Source organism: Streptomyces sp. NPDC030820, assembly GCF_055572075.1.
Genome location: NZ_JBVIEB010000008.1, coordinates 273,465 through 293,467 on the forward strand (window position 1 = coordinate 273,465; position 20,003 = coordinate 293,467).

Annotated in this window: 19 protein-coding genes and 1 pseudogene; 3 read left to right on the forward strand and 17 right to left on the reverse strand. The window is 70.2% G+C overall.

The features are described from left to right. Nucleotides 1–248 precede the first annotated feature (248 nt). Together ACZ418_RS23655 and ACZ418_RS23660 are read left to right on the forward strand one after the other, a co-directional pair. Nucleotides 249–1,178, forward strand: coding sequence for a 5'-3' exonuclease (locus ACZ418_RS23655; protein WP_468366096.1), 930 nt, complete (start codon nt 249–251; stop codon nt 1,176–1,178). Nucleotides 1,179–1,288: 110 nt separating this feature from the next. Beyond that, nucleotides 1,289–2,134, forward strand: a complete 846-nt coding sequence (locus tag ACZ418_RS23660) for a siderophore-interacting protein (RefSeq protein ID WP_468366099.1) — start codon at nt 1,289–1,291, stop codon at nt 2,132–2,134. Between the two features lie 13 nt (nt 2,135–2,147). Here the strand turns inward: ACZ418_RS23660 and ACZ418_RS23665 are convergent, their stop codons facing one another. After that, nucleotides 2,148–3,080 (reverse strand): 5'-nucleotidase, encoded by a 933-nt coding sequence (locus ACZ418_RS23665; RefSeq protein WP_468366556.1) that lies wholly within the window; start codon nt 3,078–3,080, stop codon nt 2,148–2,150. Between the two features lie 168 nt (nt 3,081–3,248). Beyond that, entirely contained in the window at nt 3,249–3,830 is a 582-nt protein-coding gene (locus ACZ418_RS23670; protein ID WP_468366102.1) for a GNAT family N-acetyltransferase, read from the reverse strand. 64 nt (nt 3,831–3,894) lie between these two features. Here ACZ418_RS23670 and ACZ418_RS23675 point away from each other — a divergent pair, with 64 nt between their 5' ends. Then, nucleotides 3,895–4,830 (forward strand): RluA family pseudouridine synthase, encoded by a 936-nt coding sequence (locus tag ACZ418_RS23675; protein WP_468366105.1) that lies wholly within the window; start codon nt 3,895–3,897, stop codon nt 4,828–4,830. A gap of 28 nt (nt 4,831–4,858) precedes the next feature. Here ACZ418_RS23675 and ACZ418_RS23680 read toward each other — a convergent pair whose 3' ends face one another. The 15 genes and pseudogenes from ACZ418_RS23680 to pafA form a co-directional block, all read right to left on the reverse strand. Next, nucleotides 4,859–6,352 carry a cytochrome P450 gene (locus ACZ418_RS23680; protein WP_468366108.1) on the reverse strand — a complete coding sequence of 498 codons (1,494 nt, stop codon included), beginning with the start codon at nt 6,350–6,352 and terminating at the stop codon, nt 4,859–4,861. A gap of 49 nt (nt 6,353–6,401) precedes the next feature. Further along, nucleotides 6,402–7,019 (reverse strand): annotated as a pseudogene (locus tag ACZ418_RS23685) (GTP-binding protein); the annotation flags it as partial. Beyond that, nucleotides 7,000–7,422 carry a DUF742 domain-containing protein gene (locus ACZ418_RS23690; RefSeq protein ID WP_468366111.1) on the reverse strand — a complete coding sequence of 141 codons (423 nt, stop codon included), beginning with the start codon at nt 7,420–7,422 and terminating at the stop codon, nt 7,000–7,002. The pseudogene ACZ418_RS23685 and the gene ACZ418_RS23690, both read right to left, overlap by 20 nt. Then, entirely contained in the window at nt 7,419–7,823 is a 405-nt protein-coding gene (locus tag ACZ418_RS23695; RefSeq protein ID WP_468366113.1) for a roadblock/LC7 domain-containing protein, read from the reverse strand. Before ACZ418_RS23695 ends, ACZ418_RS23690 begins: the two co-directional genes overlap by 4 nt. Next, entirely contained in the window at nt 7,820–9,487 is a 1,668-nt protein-coding gene (locus tag ACZ418_RS23700) for an ATP-binding protein (RefSeq protein WP_468366116.1), read from the reverse strand. The genes ACZ418_RS23695 and ACZ418_RS23700 overlap by 4 nt, the downstream gene beginning before the upstream one ends. Before the next feature lie 344 nt (nt 9,488–9,831). Beyond that, entirely contained in the window at nt 9,832–12,684 is a 2,853-nt protein-coding gene (locus ACZ418_RS23705) for a DEAD/DEAH box helicase (protein ID WP_468366118.1), read from the reverse strand. A gap of 84 nt (nt 12,685–12,768) precedes the next feature. Beyond that, nucleotides 12,769–13,713, reverse strand: coding sequence for a twin-arginine translocase subunit TatC (gene tatC, locus ACZ418_RS23710; protein ID WP_388626362.1), 945 nt, complete (start codon nt 13,711–13,713; stop codon nt 12,769–12,771). A 47-nt stretch (nt 13,714–13,760) separates the two neighbouring features. Further along, nucleotides 13,761–14,045, reverse strand: coding sequence for a Sec-independent protein translocase subunit TatA (tatA, locus tag ACZ418_RS23715; RefSeq protein WP_468366121.1), 285 nt, complete (start codon nt 14,043–14,045; stop codon nt 13,761–13,763). A gap of 239 nt (nt 14,046–14,284) precedes the next feature. Next, nucleotides 14,285–14,479 (reverse strand): hypothetical protein, encoded by a 195-nt coding sequence (locus ACZ418_RS23720; protein ID WP_468366124.1) that lies wholly within the window; start codon nt 14,477–14,479, stop codon nt 14,285–14,287. 10 nt (nt 14,480–14,489) lie between these two features. Continuing rightward, nucleotides 14,490–14,750, reverse strand: a complete 261-nt coding sequence (locus tag ACZ418_RS23725) for a hypothetical protein (RefSeq protein ID WP_468366558.1) — start codon at nt 14,748–14,750, stop codon at nt 14,490–14,492. A gap of 144 nt (nt 14,751–14,894) precedes the next feature. Next, nucleotides 14,895–15,884: a helix-turn-helix transcriptional regulator gene (locus ACZ418_RS23730; protein ID WP_388626368.1), complete on the reverse strand. Its 990-nt coding sequence runs from the start codon at nt 15,882–15,884 to the stop codon at nt 14,895–14,897. 14 nt (nt 15,885–15,898) lie between these two features. Continuing rightward, on the reverse strand, nt 15,899–16,852 hold the full coding sequence (locus ACZ418_RS23735; RefSeq protein WP_468366127.1) for a helix-turn-helix transcriptional regulator: 954 nt from the start codon (nt 16,850–16,852) through the stop codon (nt 15,899–15,901). A gap of 180 nt (nt 16,853–17,032) precedes the next feature. Then, nucleotides 17,033–17,404 carry an FKBP-type peptidyl-prolyl cis-trans isomerase gene (locus ACZ418_RS23740; protein WP_468366131.1) on the reverse strand — a complete coding sequence of 124 codons (372 nt, stop codon included), beginning with the start codon at nt 17,402–17,404 and terminating at the stop codon, nt 17,033–17,035. Between the two features lie 86 nt (nt 17,405–17,490). Then, nucleotides 17,491–18,492, reverse strand: coding sequence for an FKBP-type peptidyl-prolyl cis-trans isomerase (locus ACZ418_RS23745; protein ID WP_468366134.1), 1,002 nt, complete (start codon nt 18,490–18,492; stop codon nt 17,491–17,493). A gap of 144 nt (nt 18,493–18,636) precedes the next feature. Further along, nucleotides 18,637–19,998 (reverse strand): Pup--protein ligase, encoded by a 1,362-nt coding sequence (gene pafA, locus ACZ418_RS23750; protein WP_055709514.1) that lies wholly within the window; start codon nt 19,996–19,998, stop codon nt 18,637–18,639. Between the last annotated feature and the right edge of the window lie 5 nt (nt 19,999–20,003).

The window sequence follows — 20,003 nt, forward strand, 5'->3', positions numbered from 1 at the left end:
CCCTCACGGTTCGCGCCAGCGTGACGGGGCCTCGGGCTGGTCCTGGACGGCGTCCGGCGCGGGGGCGAATACGCCCATCAGCAGGGCCGGGGGCCCGCGTCGGGGCCAAAGGTCGTCACGCAACGTGGTTGGCCGGATCCTTGCCGTACCCGGTGCAGCGCGCCTGAAGTACCGAAGATACCGCGAGGGGCCCTTCCGGAGAGTTCGCCGGCCGGGTGACTGTCGGTGCCGTACGGCATGATGCGAGCGTGACCGGACGACTCATGCTGCTCGACACCGCATCGCTTTATTTCCGCGCCTATTTCGGCGTCCCGGACTCCGTGAAGGCGCCGGACGGCACGCCCGTGAACGCCGTGCGCGGACTGCTGGACTTCATCGACCGGCTGGTCAGGGACCACCGGCCGCAGCATCTGGTGGCCTGTATGGACGCCGACTGGCGGCCGCAGTGGCGGGTGGACCTCATCCCCACCTACAAGGCGCACCGGGTCGCCGAGGAGCACGAGGACGCGCCGGACGTGGAGGAGGTGCCGGACACCCTCTCCCCGCAGGTGCCGGTCATCGAGGAGGTGCTGGACGCGCTCGGCATCGCCCGGGTCGGCGTCGCGGGGTACGAGGCGGACGACGTGATCGGCACGTTCACCGCGCATGCCGAGGGCCCGGTGGACATCGTCACCGGCGACCGTGATCTGTACCAGCTGGTGGACGACGCGCGCGGGATCCGGGTGCTGTATCCGCTGAAGGGCGTCGGCACCCTCCAGCTGACCGACGAGGCGGTGCTGCGTGAGAAGTATGGGGTCGACGGGCGCGGGTACGCGGATCTGGCGCTGCTGCGCGGCGACCCGAGCGACGGCCTGCCGGGCGTGGCCGGGATCGGCGAGAAGACGGCCGCCAAGCTGCTCGCCGCGTTCGGCGACCTGGCCGGGATCATGACGGCGGTCGACGACCCCGAGGCCAAGCTCACGCCGTCGCAGCGCAAACGGCTCACCGAGGCCGGCCCGTATCTCGCGGTCGCGCCGAAGGTGGTGCGGGTGGCGGACGACGTACCGCTGCCGGACGTCGACACGGCGCTGCCGCGGGCGCCGCGGGACCCGGCGGCCCTGGAGCAGCTGGCCGAGCGGTGGGGGCTCGGCGGCTCCCTGCAGCGGCTGCTGACCACACTCGCCGTGGGACCCGCGTGAGCGTCCGGAATATTCCGGCAAAGGGATCCCCGCGGGTGTCCGGGAAAGAGGTGTGACCGCAGGGCGAGATGCTAACTTAGGTAAACCTAACCATCTTGCAGGAGGTCTTGATGGCAGAGCGTCCGGCACGAAAGCCGCGCAAGCCCCGCACCGCCCACGTGGTCCGCACCGAGCGGCTGACCCCGCACATGCAGCGTGTGGTGCTCGGCGGCGACGGCCTTGCCGACTTCGAGGCGGACACCTGCACCGACCACTATGTGAAGCTGCTCTTCGGCCCCGAGGGCGTGAGCTACCCGGAACCCTTCGACCTGGAGCGGATCCGCGCGGAGTTCCCGCGGGAGCAGTGGCCGGTGACCCGGACCTACACGGTGCGCGCCTGGAATCCCGAACTCCGCGAGCTGACCCTGGACTTCGTCGTCCATGGCGACGAGGGCCTGGCCGGCCCCTGGGCATGCCGTGTGCGGCCGGGCGAGACCGTGCGCTTCATGGGCCCCGGCGGCGCCTACGCCCCCGACCCCGCGGCCGACTGGCATCTGCTCGCCGGCGATGAGAGCGCGCTGCCCGCGATCGCACGGTCCCTGGAGGCGCTGCCCGCCGACGCCCGCGCCCATGCCTTCGTGGAGGTGTCCGGCCCCGAGGAGGAGCAGAAGATCGACTCCGATGTGGAGGTCGTCTGGCTGCACCGCGGGGACCGGCCGGTCGGCGAGGCGCTGGTGGAGGCCGTACGCGCCCTTGAGTTCCCCGAAGGCCGGGTGCACGCGTTCGTGCACGGCGAGGCGGGCTTCGTGAAGGAGCTGCGCCGGCTGCTGCGGGTCGAGCTGAACATCCCGCGCGAGGACCTGTCGATCTCCGGCTACTGGCGCCTGGGCCACAACGAGGACGGCTGGCAGGCCTCCAAGCGGGAGTGGAACGCCCGTATCGAGGCCGAGCAGGAGAGCGGCGCGGCGGCGGCCTGAGACCGGCCCCCGCTCAGGTCTCGTTGATCCTGCCGAACGGGATGTGCACGCTCGGCGTGGTCCGGGACGTGCTCTCCAGGTGTGTCACCTGGTCGTCGAAGAAGATGTGCGGTCTGAGCACCGTCATGACCGCGCTCTTCTCGATGCCGCCGAGGAAGAAGGCGCCGTTGACCGTCACACCCCACTGCTTCAGGCTCCGCACGGCCCGCTCGTGCGCCGGTGCGGCGCGCGCGGTCACGATGGAGACGTGGACCCGGCTCGGGTAGTCCGGGTCGGCCCTGCGCCGTTCCTCCTCCCGGCGCTGTATCCGGTTCACACCGGCGAGGAAGTCCCGCAGCGGTCCCGGGTCGTGCGGGGTCGCCGCGTTGCGGGTCTCGTGCGCGCGGAACTCCTCCAGACCGCCGGACTGGTACACCTGCTCGGCGGCATCACTGGCGAGCACCCCGTCGAAGTCGAACGCGATCCGCAGTTCCGGGTCGGCCGGGTCGTCCGCGTACGCCGATCCGAGCACATGCCCGGCCGGCAGACCGGCCGCGACCGCCTCGCGTACGTCGTCGCCGTTCGCGGACAGGAACAGGGACATGTTGAGCGCGGTCATGAACGCGTACGGCGACCTCCCCTGCATGAACACGGCCCGGCTGACCGGCAGTTCATGGGCCTCGATCGAGCGCATGACCCTGAGGCCCGTGTCGGGGTCGTTGCGGGAGAGGATGATGACCTCGACGAGCGGGTCTCCCGGCTCGCCGAGGTCGTTCAGCGACAGCAGCCTGCGGATGAACGCGAACGCGACCCCGGGCCGGAGCGTGTTGTCGACGTTCTCCTCCTGGTGGGCCCGGTAGGCCTCCTCACCCTGCTCACGGAAGACGGCGTCCGACTCCCGCAGGTCGAACAGGGCGCTGGAGGCGACACCGACGACGAGCCGGTTCGCGAGGTCGTAGGGCGGCATGTCCTCCATCTTCACACCGAGCACGGCATACGCGTTCACACCGACCGCCGGTACGAGCGGAAGGTGCATCGACAGCCACACCGCCGCGACCGCCGGCGCGAGCAGCGCTCCGCCGCGATGGTCAACGCACATGATGTATCGCGTCTCACCGCTGATCGCGCGCCGGGCTCAGTCGCCCCGTACGCGCGCGTGCAGATGCATGTCGTGCCAGCCATCGGCATGGAGCAGGGCGCTGCGCCTGGTGCCCTCGGCGGCGAAACCGGCCTTCACGGCCACACGGCAGGAGGCCACGTTGGCGGTGGCGTGCGAGAGTTCGAGGCGGTGCAGACCGATCTCCTCGAACGCCCAGCGGGACAGCGTGCGGGTGGACCGGACCGCGACACCCCGGCCACGCGCGCGTGCCACCGTCCAGTACGCGATCTCGGTACAGCCATCGCCGAGCAGGATCTCGCGCAGCGCGACCCGGCCGAGCAGTTCGTCGGTGTCCGCGTCCACGACGGCCCACTGGGCCTGACGCTCGTCCTTCCAGCAGCTCTGCCACTGCGCGATCCAGCCGGCGACCTCCTCCTCGGAGTCGGCGGACCTGATGTGCCACTGGTGCATCAGCGGATCCTGGAAGGCGGCGTACACGGCGGGCGCGTCCTCCGCCCGCCAGGGGCGCAGCAGCAGCCCGTCGCCGCTGGGAAGGCTGGGCTGGGGGACTCGGGCGAGGGTGCCGGCCGGCACGACCGGGGTGTTGAGATACGGCATGATCCACATCCTGCCCCCGTACGGCCGCCGGCCCACCGGTTTCCGCCTCGTACCCTTGACTTCGATGAGACGCCGTACACCACCCCCGCCCGCCCCGCTCCCCCAGCGCGACGGGGTCGACCCCGTGCGGGTCCGGCTGCCGTACGGCGGGACGTGGGCCACCGTGCGGGAGCATCTGGTGGAACGGCTGACGGGGGCCGCGCCCGGGATGATCGAGTCGATGTTCGACTCCGGGCTGATCGTCGGCGCCGACGGGCGCGCGGTTGCGCCGGACGCGCCGTACGAGCCGGGGATGTTCGTGTGGTTCCACCGCGAACTGTCCGCCGAGGTGCCGGTGCCGTTCCCGGTGGAGGTCGTCTACCGCGACGCGCACATCGTCGTCGCCGACAAGCCGCACTTCCTCGCCACGACCCCGCGCGGCAGCCATGTGGCCGAGACCGCGCTGGCCCGGCTGCGGCGCGAGCTGGGCATCCCGACGCTGACCGCCGCGCACCGCCTGGACCGGCTGACGGCGGGGCTCGTGCTGTTCACCGTGCGGCCCGAGGAGCGCGGGGCGTATCAGACGCTGTTCCGGGACCGGCGGGTGCGCAAGGAGTACGAGGCGATCGCGCCGTACGACCCCTCGCTGGCCCTGCCCCGGACCGTGCGCAGCCGGATCGTGAAGGAGCGCGGGGTGCTGGCGGCCCGGGAGGTCGAGGGCGAACCGAACGCCGAGACCTATGTCGAGGCGGTCGGGCACCGCGGCGGGCTGGCCCGGTACCGGCTTGTTCCGGCGACCGGGCAGACCCATCAGCTGCGGGTCCATCTCGACGCGCTCGGTGTGCCCATCCTCGGCGACCCGCTCTATCCGGAAGTGACCGCCCCGGCGCCGGCCGGCGACTTCCGGCGCCCGCTGCAACTGCTCGCACGCAGGCTGGAGTTCACCGATCCGGTCACCGGCGCGGAGCACGCGTTCGTCAGTGGACGCGTGCTCCAGGCCTGGGCGTCGTACGACAGCTGAGCGCTCCGCCGGAAGAGCCGCGGGCGCGTTACTCGCCCCGCCACCAGCTCAGCAGCCGTCGCCACATGCCCCGCCGGCGCGCGACCGGTTCCGCAGCCGGAGCCGTGGGACGGGGCTCGGGCGCCACGGGACGCGGCAGGGCCGCGCGGGGCCCGGCGGCCGCCGGCTGCTCGGAGAGCTGGGTGCCGGATTGCCAGGTGCGCTGCGGCGGCAGGGGCACGGGTCTGGGCAGCGCGTTGACGTCCTGCTGCGGCTTCGGCTCGAAGCGCACGGGCAGGGACACCAGATGCCGCGAGGCGATGGACGAACGCCAGCTCAACTCCTCTTCGGCACAGTCGAGCTGGATGTCGGACAGGCGGATCAGCAGCGCGTCGACGCCGACGTCGGCGATGGCGCGGCCGATGTCCTGGCCGGGGCACTCGTGCGGGCCGCCGCCGAAGGCGAGATGGGAGCGGTTGCCCTGCATGCTCGCGGACAGGTCGGGGCGGATGCGCGGGTCGAGGTTGCCCGGCGCGGGTGCGAAGAGCAGGCCGTCCCCCTTGCGGATGCGCTGCCCGCCCAGCTCGGTGTCCTGCTTGGCGTAGTAGCCGAGGACGGTGCTGAACGGCGGCTCGTCCCACAGGGACTGCTCGATCGCCTCCGGCACGGTCATCTGGCCGCCGCTGAGCTGGGCGCGGAAACCCGGCTCGGTGAGGACCATGCGCAGCGCGTTGGCGAGAAGGTTCGCGGTGGCCTCGTAGGCCGCGAAGAGGACGAGCCGCAGATGTTCACGGACCTCGTCGTCGCTCAGTCCGGCCGGGTGGGTGACGAGGTGACTGGTGAAGTCCTCCTCGGGCCGGGCGCGGCGCCGGGTGGTGAGCCGGCTCAGCGCGTCCATGACGTAGGCATGGCTCTGGATGGCGGTCTCGGTGCCCTTCAGGGCGTCCCGGGCGGCCTGCACCATCCGGTCGTTGTACTCCTCGGGCATGCCGAGGATCTCGCACATCACGGCCATCGGCAGATGCTCGGCGAACTGGGAGACCAGGTCGGCCCGGCCGCGTTCGCAGAAGCTGTTGACCAGGCCCTGGGTGTGGCGGCCGATGTGGCGGCGCAGCGTGCGGTGGTCGATGGTCTCCATGGCCGCGGTGACCGCGGCGCGCAGCCGCTGGTGCTCGTCGCCCTCGGCGTGCGAGCAGATCGGCTGCCAGGCGATGTGCGGCATCAGCGGGTGGTCGGGCTTGACCATGCCCTCCGTCAGCGGGGCCCAGATCCGGCTGTCCCGGGTGTACACGGAGGGGCTGCGCACCAGCTGCTGGTTCTCCGCGTGCCCGAGGACCACCCACATCGGTACGTCGTCGTGCAGCAGCACGGGTGCCACGGGGCCGTGCTGTTCCCGCAGCTGCTCGTAGAGGTCGCCCAGGTCCTCCGCGTCGGGGCCGTAGAGCCGGCGCAGTCCGCCGGGGCCCAGGCCGTGCGCGGGGCAGCCCGGCGGCGGTCCGGGGGTGGGGTCTGTGTCGGTCAGGGACGGGTATTCAGACGTCACGGTGTCGCTCCGGAACGAAAGGGTGCGGGGATCGGTCGGCCGGGGGTCGGGTGAGGGCGCGGGACAGGGCGATCGAGTGCAGGAAGCGCATCAGGGTCATCAGCACGTCCTTGCTGGAGGCCCGCCGGCGTACGTCGCACTCCACGATCGGGATCTCCGGGGTCAGGTCGAGCGCGGTGCGCAGTTCCTCGACGGGGTAACGGGGCGCGTCCGGGAAGGAGTTGACGGCGACGACGAAGGGCACGCCGCACTCCTCCAGCCGGCCCATGACGTCGAAGCTGACCTCGAGACGCCGGGTGTCGACGAGCACGACCGCGCCGAGCGCGCCCTCGAACAGTCCGTTCCACAGGAACCAGAAGCGTTCCTGGCCGGGGGTGCCGAAGAGGTAGAGCACCAGCTTGTCGGTGATGCTGATGCGGCCGAAGTCCATGGCCACGGTGGTGGCCGTCTTGGACTCGGAACCGTAGTTGTCGTCCACGCCGATGCCGGCCTGGGTCATGGTCTCCTCGGTGGTCAGCGGTCTGATGTCGCTGACGGAACCGACCATGGTGGTCTTGCCGACACCGAAGCCGCCCACGATCACGATCTTCACCGCTGTCTCGGCCGTGTGCGGCAGATGGTCCTCGGTGCGTGGGCCGGGGATGGTGTCAGAGCCGTTGAAGTCCATGCATCACCGCTTCGAGGAGTGAACGGTTGGGGAGCGCCTGGCGGACGACAGGGGCGCGCACCTGCACCAGTTCGGCCGTGATCAGCTCGGTGAGCAGGACGGTCATCGCGCTGAACGGCAGATTCAGGTAGGCCGAGAGCTCGGCCACGGACAGGGGGTTGGCACAGAGCCGCAGGACGGCGGCCTGCTCCGGTGAGGCGGCCATGTGCGGCGCGTCACGCGCCACGATCAACGTCACGAGGTCGAGTTCGGCGCGTGCGCCGTCCTCGGATCCGGCGACGGTGTACAGCCGTTCGGGGTTCTTGGGCTCGGCCTCGCCGTCGGCCGGCTGGGGTGCCGGTGGCTGCGGCTGTGGAGGCGGCTGGGGCTTCGGCTCGCGCCGTTTGCGTCGTGGAGGAGTCATACGCTCTGCCCGTTCCGCCGGGGCGGGCTGGTGAGGTGGGCCCCGATCCGGACGACCAGGTCGCGCATCATGCCGCTCATCCGGCCCGGCTCGCAGGTCACGTCGGCGAGTACGGCGAGATAGGCGTTGTCGCCGGCGTTCATGAGGTAGAAGTAGCCGCCTTCGATCTCGAAGACGACGACCTGCATGTCGCCGGCGCCGGGAAGCTCCTTGATGATGGCGCCGGCCAGGCTCTGCACGCCCGCGCAGGCGGCGGCCACCCGGTCGGCGGCGTCGGGGTCACCGCCGTAGCGCGCGATGCGCAGTCCGTCCGCGGAGAGGACCACGATCATCTCGATGCCCGGCACGCCGTCGTTGAGCTGCTTGAGCATCCAGTCGATGTTGCCTCGCTGCTGGATCACTTGAGGTCCCCCTCGTCGTCGGCCTCGGTGGTGCCCTCGACGGGCTCGTCCGCATAGTCGTTGAGCAGGTGCACGTACTTTTCCGGGTGCCTCGTGAAGTCGGTCAGTTCGGGCCCGGTGGCGCCCTCGGGCATGCCCTTGCGCAGGCCGTTCCAGAAGTCCTCGATCCCCTGGCCGAGCGGCCGCTCCATGAGCTTCTTGCGCTCGGGGTCGATCTCGGGCTCCCGTTCGGGCTTGGGCTGCGACCAGATGGTGGGCCTGCCCTCGCGCTCGGCCTGCTCGATCTCGGCCTTCTCGGCGAAGCGCTGGCTGATCGGGGTCTTCATCCGGCTGCGACGCTGCGGCAGGCCGCCCGCCGTCCACTCGGTGACCACCGGGACGTCGTCCTCCATGGAGATCCCGGCCGGGATCTTGGGGCTGGTGGGGCGGCGCCGCTTCGGCGGGCGCTTGGGTCCCTCGACCGCGCCGAGCGCGGGAATGGGCGTACCGGTGGCACCGATGCCGTGGGCGGCACCGACACCCGGTTCGGTGGTGGTCATCACGCGCGGCACGACGAGGATCGCGCGGCAACCGCCGTAGGCGGAGGCCCGCAGCGAGACCTCCATGTCGAACATCTTGCACAGGCGGCCGACGACGGCGAGGCCGAGGCGCGGGTTCTCGCCGAGGTTGTGGGCGTCGTCGAGGTTCTTGGCGTCCTCGATCATCTTCTCGATGCGGGTGCGGGACTCCTCGGTGAGGCTGACCCCGGCGTCCTCGATCTCGATGGCGATGCCGGACTGCACCTCGGTGGCGGTGACGTGCACCTTCGCCGTGGGCGGCGAGTAGCGGGTGGCGTTGTCGAAGAGCTCGGCGGCGGCGTGGATGACCGGCTCGACGGAGGTGCCCTTGATGTTGATGTTGACGATGGAGTTCAGCTGGATGCGGCGGTACTCCAGGATGCGCGACATGGCACCGCGCAGCGTGCTGTAGAGGGAGACCGGCAGCGGCCACTGGCGGCCGGGGCGGCCGCCGCCGAGGACGGAGATGGTGTCGGCGAGCCGGCCGATCAGCGAGGTGCCGTGGTCGATGCGCAGCAGGTCGTCGAAGACCTCAGGGTTGCGGCCGTGGTCCTCCTCCATCTCCCGCAGTTCGTTGGACTGCTGGTGGACGATCGCCTGGACGCGGCGGGCGACGCTCACGAACGACTGCTCGGTGGCGTCGCGCATGATGATCTCGCGCTCGGCTCCGCGCATGGCGGCGCGGAACATCTCCCGGTAGGAGTCGGGCAGGCTGCGCAGTTCGGGGTCGACGTCGTAGCCGTTGACCATCACGTCCCGCAGCGGTTCTCCGGCCCGCAGCCGCAGATGGCCGTGGGGGATGATGTCGCTCGCGAAGCGCCCGATCAGATCGTCGTGGGCGGCGAGCCGGTGCTCCAGATACGCGGTGTGACGGGCGTGCTCGGCCTGTTCCTCGCGGAGCCTGCGGCCGCGGCGGGCGGCCTCCGCGCCGGTGACGAGGATCAGCAGCAGGGCCACGGCCCCGACCACGCCGACGGCGATCCGGGCCGACGCCGGCCCCAGGGCGATGGCCGCACCGGTCGCGGCGGCCATCACTATGGCCGGCGGCAACAGCACGCGAGCGTAAGGCCGTTCACGGCCACCGGGAGGCTTCTGAACACTCACCATGGATGCCTTCTGGGATGAATCGGCTGGGTGTCGGGGGGGCTTTCGTGGGGAAGGTTCATGGAACTGTCGGGATCTATCGCATGATTGGGAACAGGCGCACGAATTCACCTCAACTCGGTGCGCCGCGGGCGAGCTTAGTCCGACCGGATCATCGCCGTGTCATATTCGGCAAGCACCTGAAATCGCCTGTGCGACAGGAGTACGCTCAGCCCATTTACACGCTCGGCGCCTATTCGAACACGTTCGGTCACGGTGTACGGGTGTGCGAAAGTGACTCACCGTGATAGGCGAATGGGGGCCCCGAAGGGCCCCCACCACAGTCATCCGCTCCGGCGAACCGGAGATCACCCGACCGACGAGTAGGCGACAACTCCCCGCAGCAGCTGGTCCACGGCCTTGCGCGCGGCCTTCGCCACGGTCGAGCCCTCGGCGGGCGCCGCCGCGGAGATCTGGCCCAGCACGTCGATGACCTGCTTGCACCACCGCACGAAGTCCCCCGCGGGCATGTCCGCCTCGCGCAGCACCTCGTCGAGCCCCTTGCCCGAGGCCCACATGTACGCCGCCCAGGCGAAGCCGAGGTCCGGCTCACGCTGCCCGACGCCCTCGGTCTGGTTGATCCGGAACTCCTCCTCCAGAGAGTCCAGCCGGCCCCAGATCCGGACCATCTCACCGAGCGCGGCCTTCGCCCCGCCCGAGGGCAGCTTGGGCGCCATCGCGTCGTCGCCGACCCGTGCCTCGTACACCAACGCCGAGACGCAGGCGGCGAGTTCGGCGGGGCTGAGCCCCTCCCAGACCCGCTCGCGCAGGCATTCGCTGGCCAGCAGGTCCAGTTCGCCGTACAGCCGGGCCAGGCGCTTGCCGTGCTCGGTGACCTCGTCGGCGCGCAGATAGTCCAGCTCGGTCAGCAGGGCCACGATCCGGTCGAAGGTCCGCGCGATGGTGTTGGTACGGCCCTCGATGCGGCGCTCCAGCTGCGAGGTGTCGCGCAGCAGCCGGTGGTAGCGCTCGGCCCAACGGGCGTGGTCCTCACGGTCGTTGCAGCCATGGCAGGGATGCGCGCGGATCGCGGTCCGCAGCCGGGCGATCTCTCGGTCGTCGGCGGCCTGGGAGCGCTTCTTGCGGGCCCGCTCCGGCGGGATGTGCCCGGCCTTGGTGCGCAGCGCGGAGGCGAGGTCCCTGCGGGACTGCGGCGAGCGCGGGTTGAAGGACTTCGGGATCCGCATCCGGTCCAGCGGCTCGACCGGGACGGGGAAGTCCATCGACGCCAGCCGCTTGACCTGCCGTTCGGCGGTCAGCACCAGCGGTCGCGGACCGTCGAGGTGGTCGAGGCCGCGATGGCCGTTGGACCGGCCGGCGGGCAGACCGGGGTCCAGCACCAGGGCCAGACCGGCGTACTTGCCCGTGGGTACGTGGATGACGTCGCCCGGCCTGAGCCGCTCCAGGGCGCTGGCGGCCTCGGCGCGCCGCTGGTTGGCGCCCTGCCGGGCCAGCTCGGTCTCCCGGTCCTTCAGCTCGCGGCGCAGGCGCGCGTACTCCTCGAAGTCGCCGAGGTGGCAGGTCATGGAGGCCTTGTAGCCGGCCAGGCCCTCCTCGTTGCGCTGCACCTGGCGGGAGATCCCGACGACCGACTTGTCGGCCTGGAACTGCGCGAAGGAGGTCTCCAGCAGCTCGCGCGAGCGGTGCCGGCCGAACTGCTCGACCAGGTTGACCGCCATGTTGTACGACGGCTTGAAGCTGGAGCGCAGCGGGTACGTGCGCGTGCCCGCGAGACCGGCGAGGTGCTCGGGACTCATGCCGCGCTGCCACAGCACGACCGCGTGACCCTCGATGTCGATGCCACGGCGGCCGGCGCGGCCGGTCAGCTGGGTGTACTCACCCGGTGTGATGTCGGCGTGCTGCTCGCCGTTCCACTTGACGAGCTTCTCCAGCACCACCGAGCGGGCGGGCATGTTGATGCCGAGCGCGAGGGTCTCGGTCGCGAACACCGCCTTGACCAGACCGCGGACGAACAGCTCCTCGACGACCTCCTTGAAGGTCGGCAGCATGCCCGCATGGTGGGCGGCGATACCGCGCTCCAGGCCCTCCAGCCACTCGTAGTACCCGAGGACGTGCAGATCCTCCGGCGCGATGTGGGCGGTGCGCTCCTCGACCAGGGCGCGGACCCGCTCCCGCGCCTCCTCGTCGTTCAGCCTCAGGCCGGCGTACAGGCACTGCTGGACGGCGGCCTCGCAGGCGGCGCGGCTGAAGATGAACGTGATGGCCGGCAGGAGGCCCTCGGAGTCCAGGCGCTCGATGACCTCGGGCCGGCCCGGTGTCCACACCCGCGAGCGCTGTCTGCGCTCCCGCTCCCGGTCGGCCTCGCGCATCGCGCGGCCGCGTCTGCGGTCCTGGTACGACGGCCGGGTCGCCTCCATGCGGGCGAGGCGGACCAGGTCGGGGTTGACGGCCTTCTTGTGGCCCTCGCCCTCCTCGAACAGGTCGTACATCCGCCGCCCGGCGAGGACGTGCTGGAACAGCGGCACGGGCCGGTGCTCGGAGACGATCACCTCGGTGTCGCCACGGACGGTGTCCAGCCAGTCGCCGAACTCCTCGGCGTTGGAGACGGTCGCCGACAGTGACACCAGGGTCACCGACTCGGGCAGGTGGATGATCACCTCTTCCCAGACGGCGCCGCGGAAGCGGTCGGAGAGGTAGTGCACCTCGTCCATGACCACGTAGCCGAGGCCGAGGAGGGTCTGGGAGCCGGCGTAGAGCATGTTGCGCAGGACCTCGGTGGTCATCACGACCACCGGAGCCTCGGAGTTCACGCTGTTGTCGCCGGTGAGCAGGCCGACCTTGCCGGTGCCATAGCGACGGCACAGGTCGGCGTACTTCTGGTTCGACAGTGCCTTGATGGGTGTCGTGTAGAAGCACTTCCTGCCCTGCTGCAGGGCGAGGTGGACGGCGAACTCGCCCACGATCGTCTTGCCCGAGCCGGTGGGGGCGGCCACCAGTACGCCCTTCCCCGCCTCGAGTGCCTGGCAGGCCTCGATCTGGAAGGGGTCGAGGCCGAAGTCGTACATCTCGCGGAAGGTCGCGAGCGCGGTGGCCTGCTCGGCTGCCCGCCTGCGGGCTGCCGCGTACCGCTCGGCCGGAGAGAGGTCCTCTGTCATCGTGCTTTCGAGCGTACCGGGCCCCACTGACAACAGGACGATCATTATCCGGAACGTGGGCTGATCGACAACGCCGGATGCCCCCGACCCTGAGGGCGGGGGCATCCGGCGCGGTTGTGGCGCGGCGGCTCAGGTCACGTCGTCGTAGCCGTTGACCCGGTCCGTGCCCGTCTGCTCGGGCAGCGCCCGGCTGGCCGCCACGGGCTCGATCTCGCCGATGTCCTCGGGAGTGAGGTCCAGCTCGGAGGCCTCGTCGTCGGCGGGGCCCTCCGCCTCGCGTCGGGCCCGGCGGCGGTCGTTGAGCAGCGAGAAGCCCACAGCGATGAAGAACAGTCCCCAGATCGGTGCCGCCAGCGCCAGCATCGTGCCCGGGTCGGGGCTGGGCGTGGCCACGGCCGCGAAGGCGGCGATGCCGACGATCATGCCGCGCCACCAGCCGAGCATCCGCCGGCCGGACAGGATGCCGGTGAGGTTGAGCATCACCAGCAGCAACGGCATCTCGAAGGCGAGGCCGAACACGACCACCATGCGCGTGACCAGGTCGAGGAGCTCGTCCAGCGGGAGCAGGTTCTCCGTACCACTCGGCGTGAGGTCGACCAGGAACTTCGCCGTCACGGGCAGCACGTGGTAGGCGAGGTAGCCGCCGACCAGGAAGAGCGGGAAACCGAGACCGACGAACGCGTAGGCGTACTTCTTCTCGTGCCGGTGCAGGCCCGGCGCGACGAACGCCCACAGCTGGTAGAGCCAGACCGGCGCCGCCAGCACGACGCCGGCCGTCAGCGCGGTCTTCAGGGCCAGAGTGAACGGCCCCAGCAGACCGCTGACCGTGATGTGCGCGCAGTGGGCGTTCTTGGTCTTGACCAGCTGCCCGAAGGTCTGCCCGCAACCGACCGAGTCGAGCACCGGCCGGGTGATGAAGTTGATGATGTCCTTGTAGAAGAAGGCCGAGATCACCGCGACAACGACGATCGCCAGGACGCCCTTCGCGAGCCGGTTGCGCAGCTCACGCAAGTGATCCGCGAGCGGCATCCGCCCCTCGGGATCCTTCTCCTTGTTGCGGGCAGACTTGGGCAACCCACATCCTCATCTCGTGCAGCGGACCGGATGACCCGGTCCTCGCGTCAGCGCTGGGTCGTGTCCGTCGGCTCGTTGACCGGCCGTGAGCTGGTCACGTCGCCGGGTGCCGCCTGGATCGTGCGCTGAGCCGGGTTCTGCTCCTCGGCGGGCTGGGCGGGGGTGGAAGACTGCTTGCCTTCGTCCTTCATCGCCTTGGCCTCGCTCTTGAGGATGCGCGCGGACTTGCCGAGCGAGCGCGCCATGTCCGGAAGCTTCTTGGAGCCGAACACGAGAACGATCACCAGAACCAGGAGCACCAGGTGCCACGGCTCAAGTGCGTTGCGGAACATAGTCTTCACCTTCTCACTGAGGCGGGGCGGCGGGCTGTGTCCGGCCGGTCGGACATGTGTCCGAGCATCGTGCTGGCAGCGATCGTAACGCCCGGGGGTGAACGTAGGACAATCCCCGTGCGTACTACCGCTCCCTTTGCGGACCGCGCCTTGTCATCCGGGCCGCGATCACCAGCGTACCCGGACGGGCCGGTCGGCTGACAGGGCGAAGTGACCCAAAGCGCACGCTCTCAAGGCCATCAGAGCGCATCCACGGCAGAGGCCGCGCTGACCGCAGCCCGCTCCAGATCCTCGGCCGCCCTGTTGATCCGGCGCGCGGAGTCCGCGACCTGCTGCCCGAGACGCCGTGCCTCCAGGAAGACCCGGACAGCGAGCACCCCCAGCACCGCGAGACCCAGAAAACCCAGCGCTACCGTGAACATCGGCCAGAACATGACGTCGAGACTAGACGGTGGTGTGCAGCCGCAGCGTGCGGACCCCGCCACCGGTGAGCAGCTCGACGATGCGCTCCCCGGCGGGCTTGCGGACGACGGCCCCGCAGTCGGGGCAGGTGAACGAGTAGAACGTCGTCCGGCTGGTGGCGCCGATGGCCAGGCGCAGCGCGCTCGCGGCGAGCTCGAAGCGGCCCCGGCAGTCGGGGCAGCCCGCCTTGAACACCACGGGGACGGCTCTCCTCATCCCGGCGAAGGCGGCCGCCACCGTCATCTCACCCGCACGCTCGCTCACAGCCCTCGCTCCTTCTTCTGGTCGTCCAGCGATCGCCGGCCTCGCCCGCGACGCCGTCGTGGCTGCGCCCACGCGGCGGAGCCGCATGTCCGACACAGCTCCGCGCCCCTTCGGGGCGCTGCCTCACTGCGACGCCGTGTCGTACGCCGCCAGTGCCTCCGCCGCCGCTCTGCGGGCGCTGTCGGCCAGCTCCGGTGGGGACACGATCCGGCCGTCGCGGCCGAGGCGCAGTGCCAGGCGGCGCAGGGAGGCCGGATCAGGGGTGCGCAGAGTGATACGCAGCCCGCCGTCGGGAAGCTCATCGGCGCTGTCGTGCGGGTAGTACTCGGCCACCCAGCGGCCGCCCGGGCCGACCTCGACCACGACCTCCGGGTCCTCGGCGGCCGGCTGCACCAGGGCCTCGGAGAGGTCACGCAGCTCCACCTCGGGCGGCGCGGACGGCTCGTCCAGGATCCTGATCTCCGCGACCCGGTCGAGCCGGAAGGTGCGCCGGGCCTCTGAACGGCGACACCAGGCCTCCACATAGGTGTGGCCGACACTGACCAGGCGGATCGGGTCGATCTCGCGCTCGGTGACCTCGTCGCGGGCCGGGGAGTAGTAGCGGATCCACAGCCGGCGGCGCTCGGAGATCGCCCGGTCGACGTCGGCGAAGACCCCGCCCTCGGACTCGAAGGTCACCGACAGCCGGGCGCTGGCGCCGGCCGCCTCACCGGCGGCGGCCTCCACCTTGGCGGTGGCCCGCAGCAGCGCCTGACGGTCGCCCTCACGCAGGCCCGGCAGGGTCGACACCGCGCGGGCGGCCACCAGCAGCGCGGTGGCCTCGTCGGCGGCCAGCCTGAGCGGCTCGGCCGCCTCCTCCCCGAGCGCCGCCGGGTTGTGCCACCAGATGCGCTCGCCGTCGGTGTCGATGTCCAGCAGATCGCCGCCGCGGAAACTGGTGCCGCACATGGGCAGCAGATCGAGGTCGGCGACCAGCTCGTCCTCGGTGATGCCGAAGGCACGCGCGACGTCCGCGATCCGGGCGCCGGGGCGCTCCCGCAGATAGGTCACCAGGGAGAGCATCCGCCGGGTCTGGTCGATGGCGTTCACGGGCCTGACCGGTTTGCCTGCCACAGTCCTGCTCCCCCTCAGCCCTTGGCCACGGCACGCAGCCGGTCCACCACGTCCGCGCGCAGCTCGGCCGGCTCCAGGACCACCACGTCCGGCCCGAACTCCACCAGCCAGGCGTCCAGGCCGTGCCCGTACGGAATCTCCAACTCGTCCCAGCCGTCGCCGAGTTCCCGCACCTTGCCGGCCTTCGCCCGAAGGGGGTAACCGGCCCCGGAACGCAGCCGGATCAGCGCCGTACCGTCGGCGATCTCGCCCGCCCAGCTCGCCACGGTCTCGCGCACGGTGACGACATCGGGCACGGGCGCGGTGAAGCCCGTACCACGCGAGCGGACCCGGCCGGTGATCCGGGAGAGCCGGAAGACGCGCTCCGCACCCCGGTCCCGGTCGAAACCGGCCAGGTACCAGTGCCCGCGCCAGCACTCCAGCGCCCACGGCTCCACATGGCGGGGCTCGGGGCGGGCCGCGGAGGCCTTGCGGTAGTCGAAGACGACCGGGCGGCGGTCCCGGCAGGCCAGCATCAGCGGCTCGAAGGCGGCCTCGTGCACCGGGATGCGCGGCTCCAGGGCGCCGTGCGCCTCGTACGGATCGACGTCCTCGGGCAGCCCCGCGGCGCGCAGCTTCTGCAGGGCACCGCTGGCCGCACCGGCGAGACGGGCCTGCTGCCACACCTTGGCGGCGAGACCGAGCGCCGCGGCCTCCTCCGCGTCCAGGGTGATGGGCGGCAGCCGATTGCTGTCACGGCGGGCGAGATAGCCGACCTCGCCGTCGATGTTCTCCACGGTCGCGATGACCAGGCCCAGCTCGCGCAGATCGTCCTTGTCCCGCTCGAACATCCGGTTGAAGGAGTCGTCGGAGCCCGCCTCCAGGTAGGCCTCGATGGACTCCCGCAGCTCGCGCTTGCTGAGAGGCCGCCGTGTGCCGAGCAGACACAGCGCGAGGTTCATCAGCCGCTCGGCCTTGGCAATGGCCATCGACGCCCTTCGCCTTTCCTATGGTGCTTCCGACCGATGACCGTACCGCTCCCGGGTGCGGTGACAAAAGCCGAGGGCCCATGCCCGAGCAGGCATGGGCCCCAGGTGATCGGAACCGGTCGGATACGGCCGGTCGATCCCATACGGCTCCCGTGCGATCGGAAGGGGATCCCGCGGCGATCAGACGCCCAGCAGGTCCACCACGAAGATCAGCGTCTCGCCCGGCTTGATCGCCGGGGTCGGGCTCTGATTGCCGTAGGCGAGGTGGGCGGGGATGGTCAGCTGGCGACGGCCGCCGACCTTCATGCCCTGCACACCCCGGTCCCAGCCCGCAATGACCCGGCCCGCACCCAGCGGGAAGCGGAACGGAGTGCCGCGGTTCCAGCTGGCGTCGAACTCCTCGCCGGTGCTGAAGGCGACACCCACGTAGTGCACGGTGACGTTCTGGCCCGCCTGCGCGACCGGACCGTCACCCTCCCAGATGTCCTTGATCTCAAGGTCCGCCGGGGGCGCGCCCTCGGGGAAGTCGATCTCGGGCTTGTCGATGTTCACGTCAAAAGCTCCTGCTTGTGTACGACACGAAAACGCGGACAGTCTTTCATCTCCGCAGGCCCGCCGCCCGCCATGGACACCGCCGGCTACATCGCCGCGAGGATGTCCACCGTGTAGACGAGCGTGGAGTCCTTCTTGATGGGTCCGCCGGCCTGGGGGTTGGTGTAGCCCAGTTCCGGCGGTACGACGACCAGCACGCGGCTGCCCACCTTCTTGCCGGTCAGGCCCTGCGCGAGACCCTTGACCACCTGCTGGATCTGCGTCAGCGAGAACTGGCTGAGCCGCCCCGAGCCGTACGTCCGCTGGAAGGTCTTGCCGCTCTCCCAGACCAGACCCTGGAACTGGCACAGGACCGCCTGGTCCGCCTTGAGCTCGGGCCCGTCGCCCTCCAGGACGTACGTCGACACGAGCTTCTTCGGTGGGTCGGTCTTGGGAACAGTGACCTTGGGGACGGTGCCGTCGGTGTTCGTGGCCACCTTCGGCAGCGCCGCGTCGGCCTGCGGGACCGGCTTGCCGTGGGACGAGCTCTTGGAGTCGAAGACGTCGATCAGGTCGATGACGAAGACCATCGTGTCGGTGCCCTTGATACCCGCCTGCGGCTGGCCCGACTTGCCATAGCCCCAGGCGGGCGGCACGGCGATCTCGACACGGCTGCCGGCCCTCTTGCCCGTGAGCCCATACCGCCAGCCGTCGATGATGCTGCCCTGGGCCAACTGCATCACCAGCGGACTCTTGCGGTCGTAGGAGTTGTCGAAGACCTTGCCCGTGTCCCAGATCTGACCCAGGTAGTTCGCCTTGACGAAGTCGTTCTCCGCGACCGTACGACCACTGCCCGCGATCACCGTCTTCACCGCGAGGTTCTTCGACGGCTCACCCGGCCCCTTCGCCACGGTCGGCTTCTCACCGAACTTCGTGCCCGCCGTGATCGCCGGCAACGGCCCCTCCACGATCTTCGGCGGAGGCACCGTGGACACCGACGGCGACGGCGAGACACCGGCCTTGCTGGAGCCGGACTTGCCGCCACCGCATCCGGCGAGCGTGACCAGTCCTGCGGGTACGGCGGCGAGGAGAAGTGAACGTCGGCGCACGGAAGAGCCTCGTAATCGGTCGATCTTGCGGTTGGCGTGCGCGCAACTCTACGGCGTGAGAAGGGCGCCGTACGGGAAACGTACGACGCCCGTGTGGCGTTCCGGCATTTCACGCCCGAAACGCTTGACTCACCCGCTTTTCCGCTACATCCCGGCGATCAGCTTCTCCACCCGGTCGTCCACCGAACGGAACGGGTCCTTGCACAACACCGTGCGCTGCGCCTGGTCGTTGAGCTTCAGGTGCACCCAGTCGACCGTGAAGTCCCTGCGCTGTTCCTGTGCCCGCCTGATGAAGTCACCGCGCAGCCGCGCCCGAGTGGTCTGCGGCGGAACCGACTTGCCCTCGAAGATCTTCAAGTCGTTGCAGACCCGGGCCGCCTGACCCTTCTTCTCCAGCAGGTAGTACAGGCCACGACGACGATGGATGTCGTGGTAGGCGAGGTCTATCTGCGCGACCCGCGGATGCGACATCGTCATGTTGTTCTTGGCCCGGTAGCGCTCGATGAGCTTGTACTTCATCACCCAGTCGATCTCGGTGGCGATCCGGTCGAGTTCCTCGGTCTCGATCGCGTCCAGGGTGCGGCCCCACAGCTCCAGGACCTGCGCGACCGTACCGGTACGGATCCCCCGGCGGTCACAGAAGTCCACGGCCTTGTCGAAGTACTCCCGCTGCACCTCCAACGCGGAGGCCTCCCGACCGCTGGCCAGACGCACCTTGCGCCGGCCCGTGATGTCATGGCTGACCTCACGGATCGCCCGGATCGGGTTCTCCAGCGTGAGGTCGCGCATCACGGTGCCCGCCTCGATCATGCGCAGCACCAGGTCCGTGGCGCCGACCTTCAGCAGCATCGTCGTCTCGGACATGTTCGAGTCACCGACGATGACATGCAGCCGACGGTAACGCTCGGCATCCGCGTGCGGCTCGTCACGGGTGTTGATGATGGGCCTCGAACGGGTCGTCGCCGAGGACACCCCCTCCCAGATGTGCTCCGCGCGCTGACTCACGCAGTACACGGCACCGCGCGGCGTCTGCAGCACCTTGCCCGCACCGCACAGCAGCTGCCGGGTCACCAGGAACGGGATGAGGATGTCCGCGAGCCGCGAGAACTCCCCGTGCCGGGCCACCAGATAGTTCTCGTGGCAGCCGTAGGAGTTGCCCGCCGAGTCGGTGTTGTTCTTGAACAGGTAGACGTCGCCCGCGATTCCCTCCTCGTGCAGGCGTCGTTCCGCGTCCACCAGGAGTCCTTCGAGAATGCGCTCGCCGGCCTTGTCGTGGGTGACCAGTTCGATCACGTTGTCACATTCGGGGGTCGCGTATTCCGGATGTGAGCCCACGTCGAGATAGAGCCGGGCGCCGTTTCGCAGAAAGACATTGCTGCTGCGGCCCCATGACACGACACGGCGGAAGAGGTACCGCGCCACCTCGTCAGGAGACAGGCGCCGCTGTCCCCTGAACGTGCACGTGACGCCGTACTCGTTCTCCAGCCCGAAAATGCGGCGGTCCATGAGTG

Bases quoted from the DNA above. Each gene is read 5' to 3' on its own strand.
- ACZ418_RS23700 (WP_468366116.1), bottom strand. From the start codon at position 9,487: ATGGTGAGTGTTCAGAAGCCTCCCGGTGGCCGTGAACGGCCTTACGCT.
- ACZ418_RS23670 (WP_468366102.1), bottom strand. From the start codon at position 3,830: ATGCCGTATCTCAACACCCCGGTCGTGCCGGCCGGCACCCTCGCCCGA.
- ACZ418_RS23675 (WP_468366105.1), top strand. From the start codon at position 3,895: ATGAGACGCCGTACACCACCCCCGCCCGCCCCGCTCCCCCAGCGCGAC.
- ACZ418_RS23660 (WP_468366099.1), top strand. From the start codon at position 1,289: ATGGCAGAGCGTCCGGCACGAAAGCCGCGCAAGCCCCGCACCGCCCAC.
- ACZ418_RS23705 (WP_468366118.1), bottom strand. From the start codon at position 12,684: ATGATCGTCCTGTTGTCAGTGGGGCCCGGTACGCTCGAAAGCACGATG.
- ACZ418_RS23720 (WP_468366124.1), bottom strand. From the start codon at position 14,479: ATGTTCTGGCCGATGTTCACGGTAGCGCTGGGTTTTCTGGGTCTCGCG.
- ACZ418_RS23735 (WP_468366127.1), bottom strand. From the start codon at position 16,852: ATGGCCATTGCCAAGGCCGAGCGGCTGATGAACCTCGCGCTGTGTCTG.
- ACZ418_RS23665 (WP_468366556.1), bottom strand. From the start codon at position 3,080: ATGCCGCCCTACGACCTCGCGAACCGGCTCGTCGTCGGTGTCGCCTCC.
- ACZ418_RS23725 (WP_468366558.1), bottom strand. From the start codon at position 14,750: ATGACGGTGGCGGCCGCCTTCGCCGGGATGAGGAGAGCCGTCCCCGTG.
- pafA (WP_055709514.1), bottom strand. From the start codon at position 19,998: ATGGACCGCCGCATTTTCGGGCTGGAGAACGAGTACGGCGTCACGTGC.
- ACZ418_RS23690 (WP_468366111.1), bottom strand. From the start codon at position 7,422: ATGACTCCTCCACGACGCAAACGGCGCGAGCCGAAGCCCCAGCCGCCT.
- tatA (WP_468366121.1), bottom strand. From the start codon at position 14,045: ATGTTCCGCAACGCACTTGAGCCGTGGCACCTGGTGCTCCTGGTTCTG.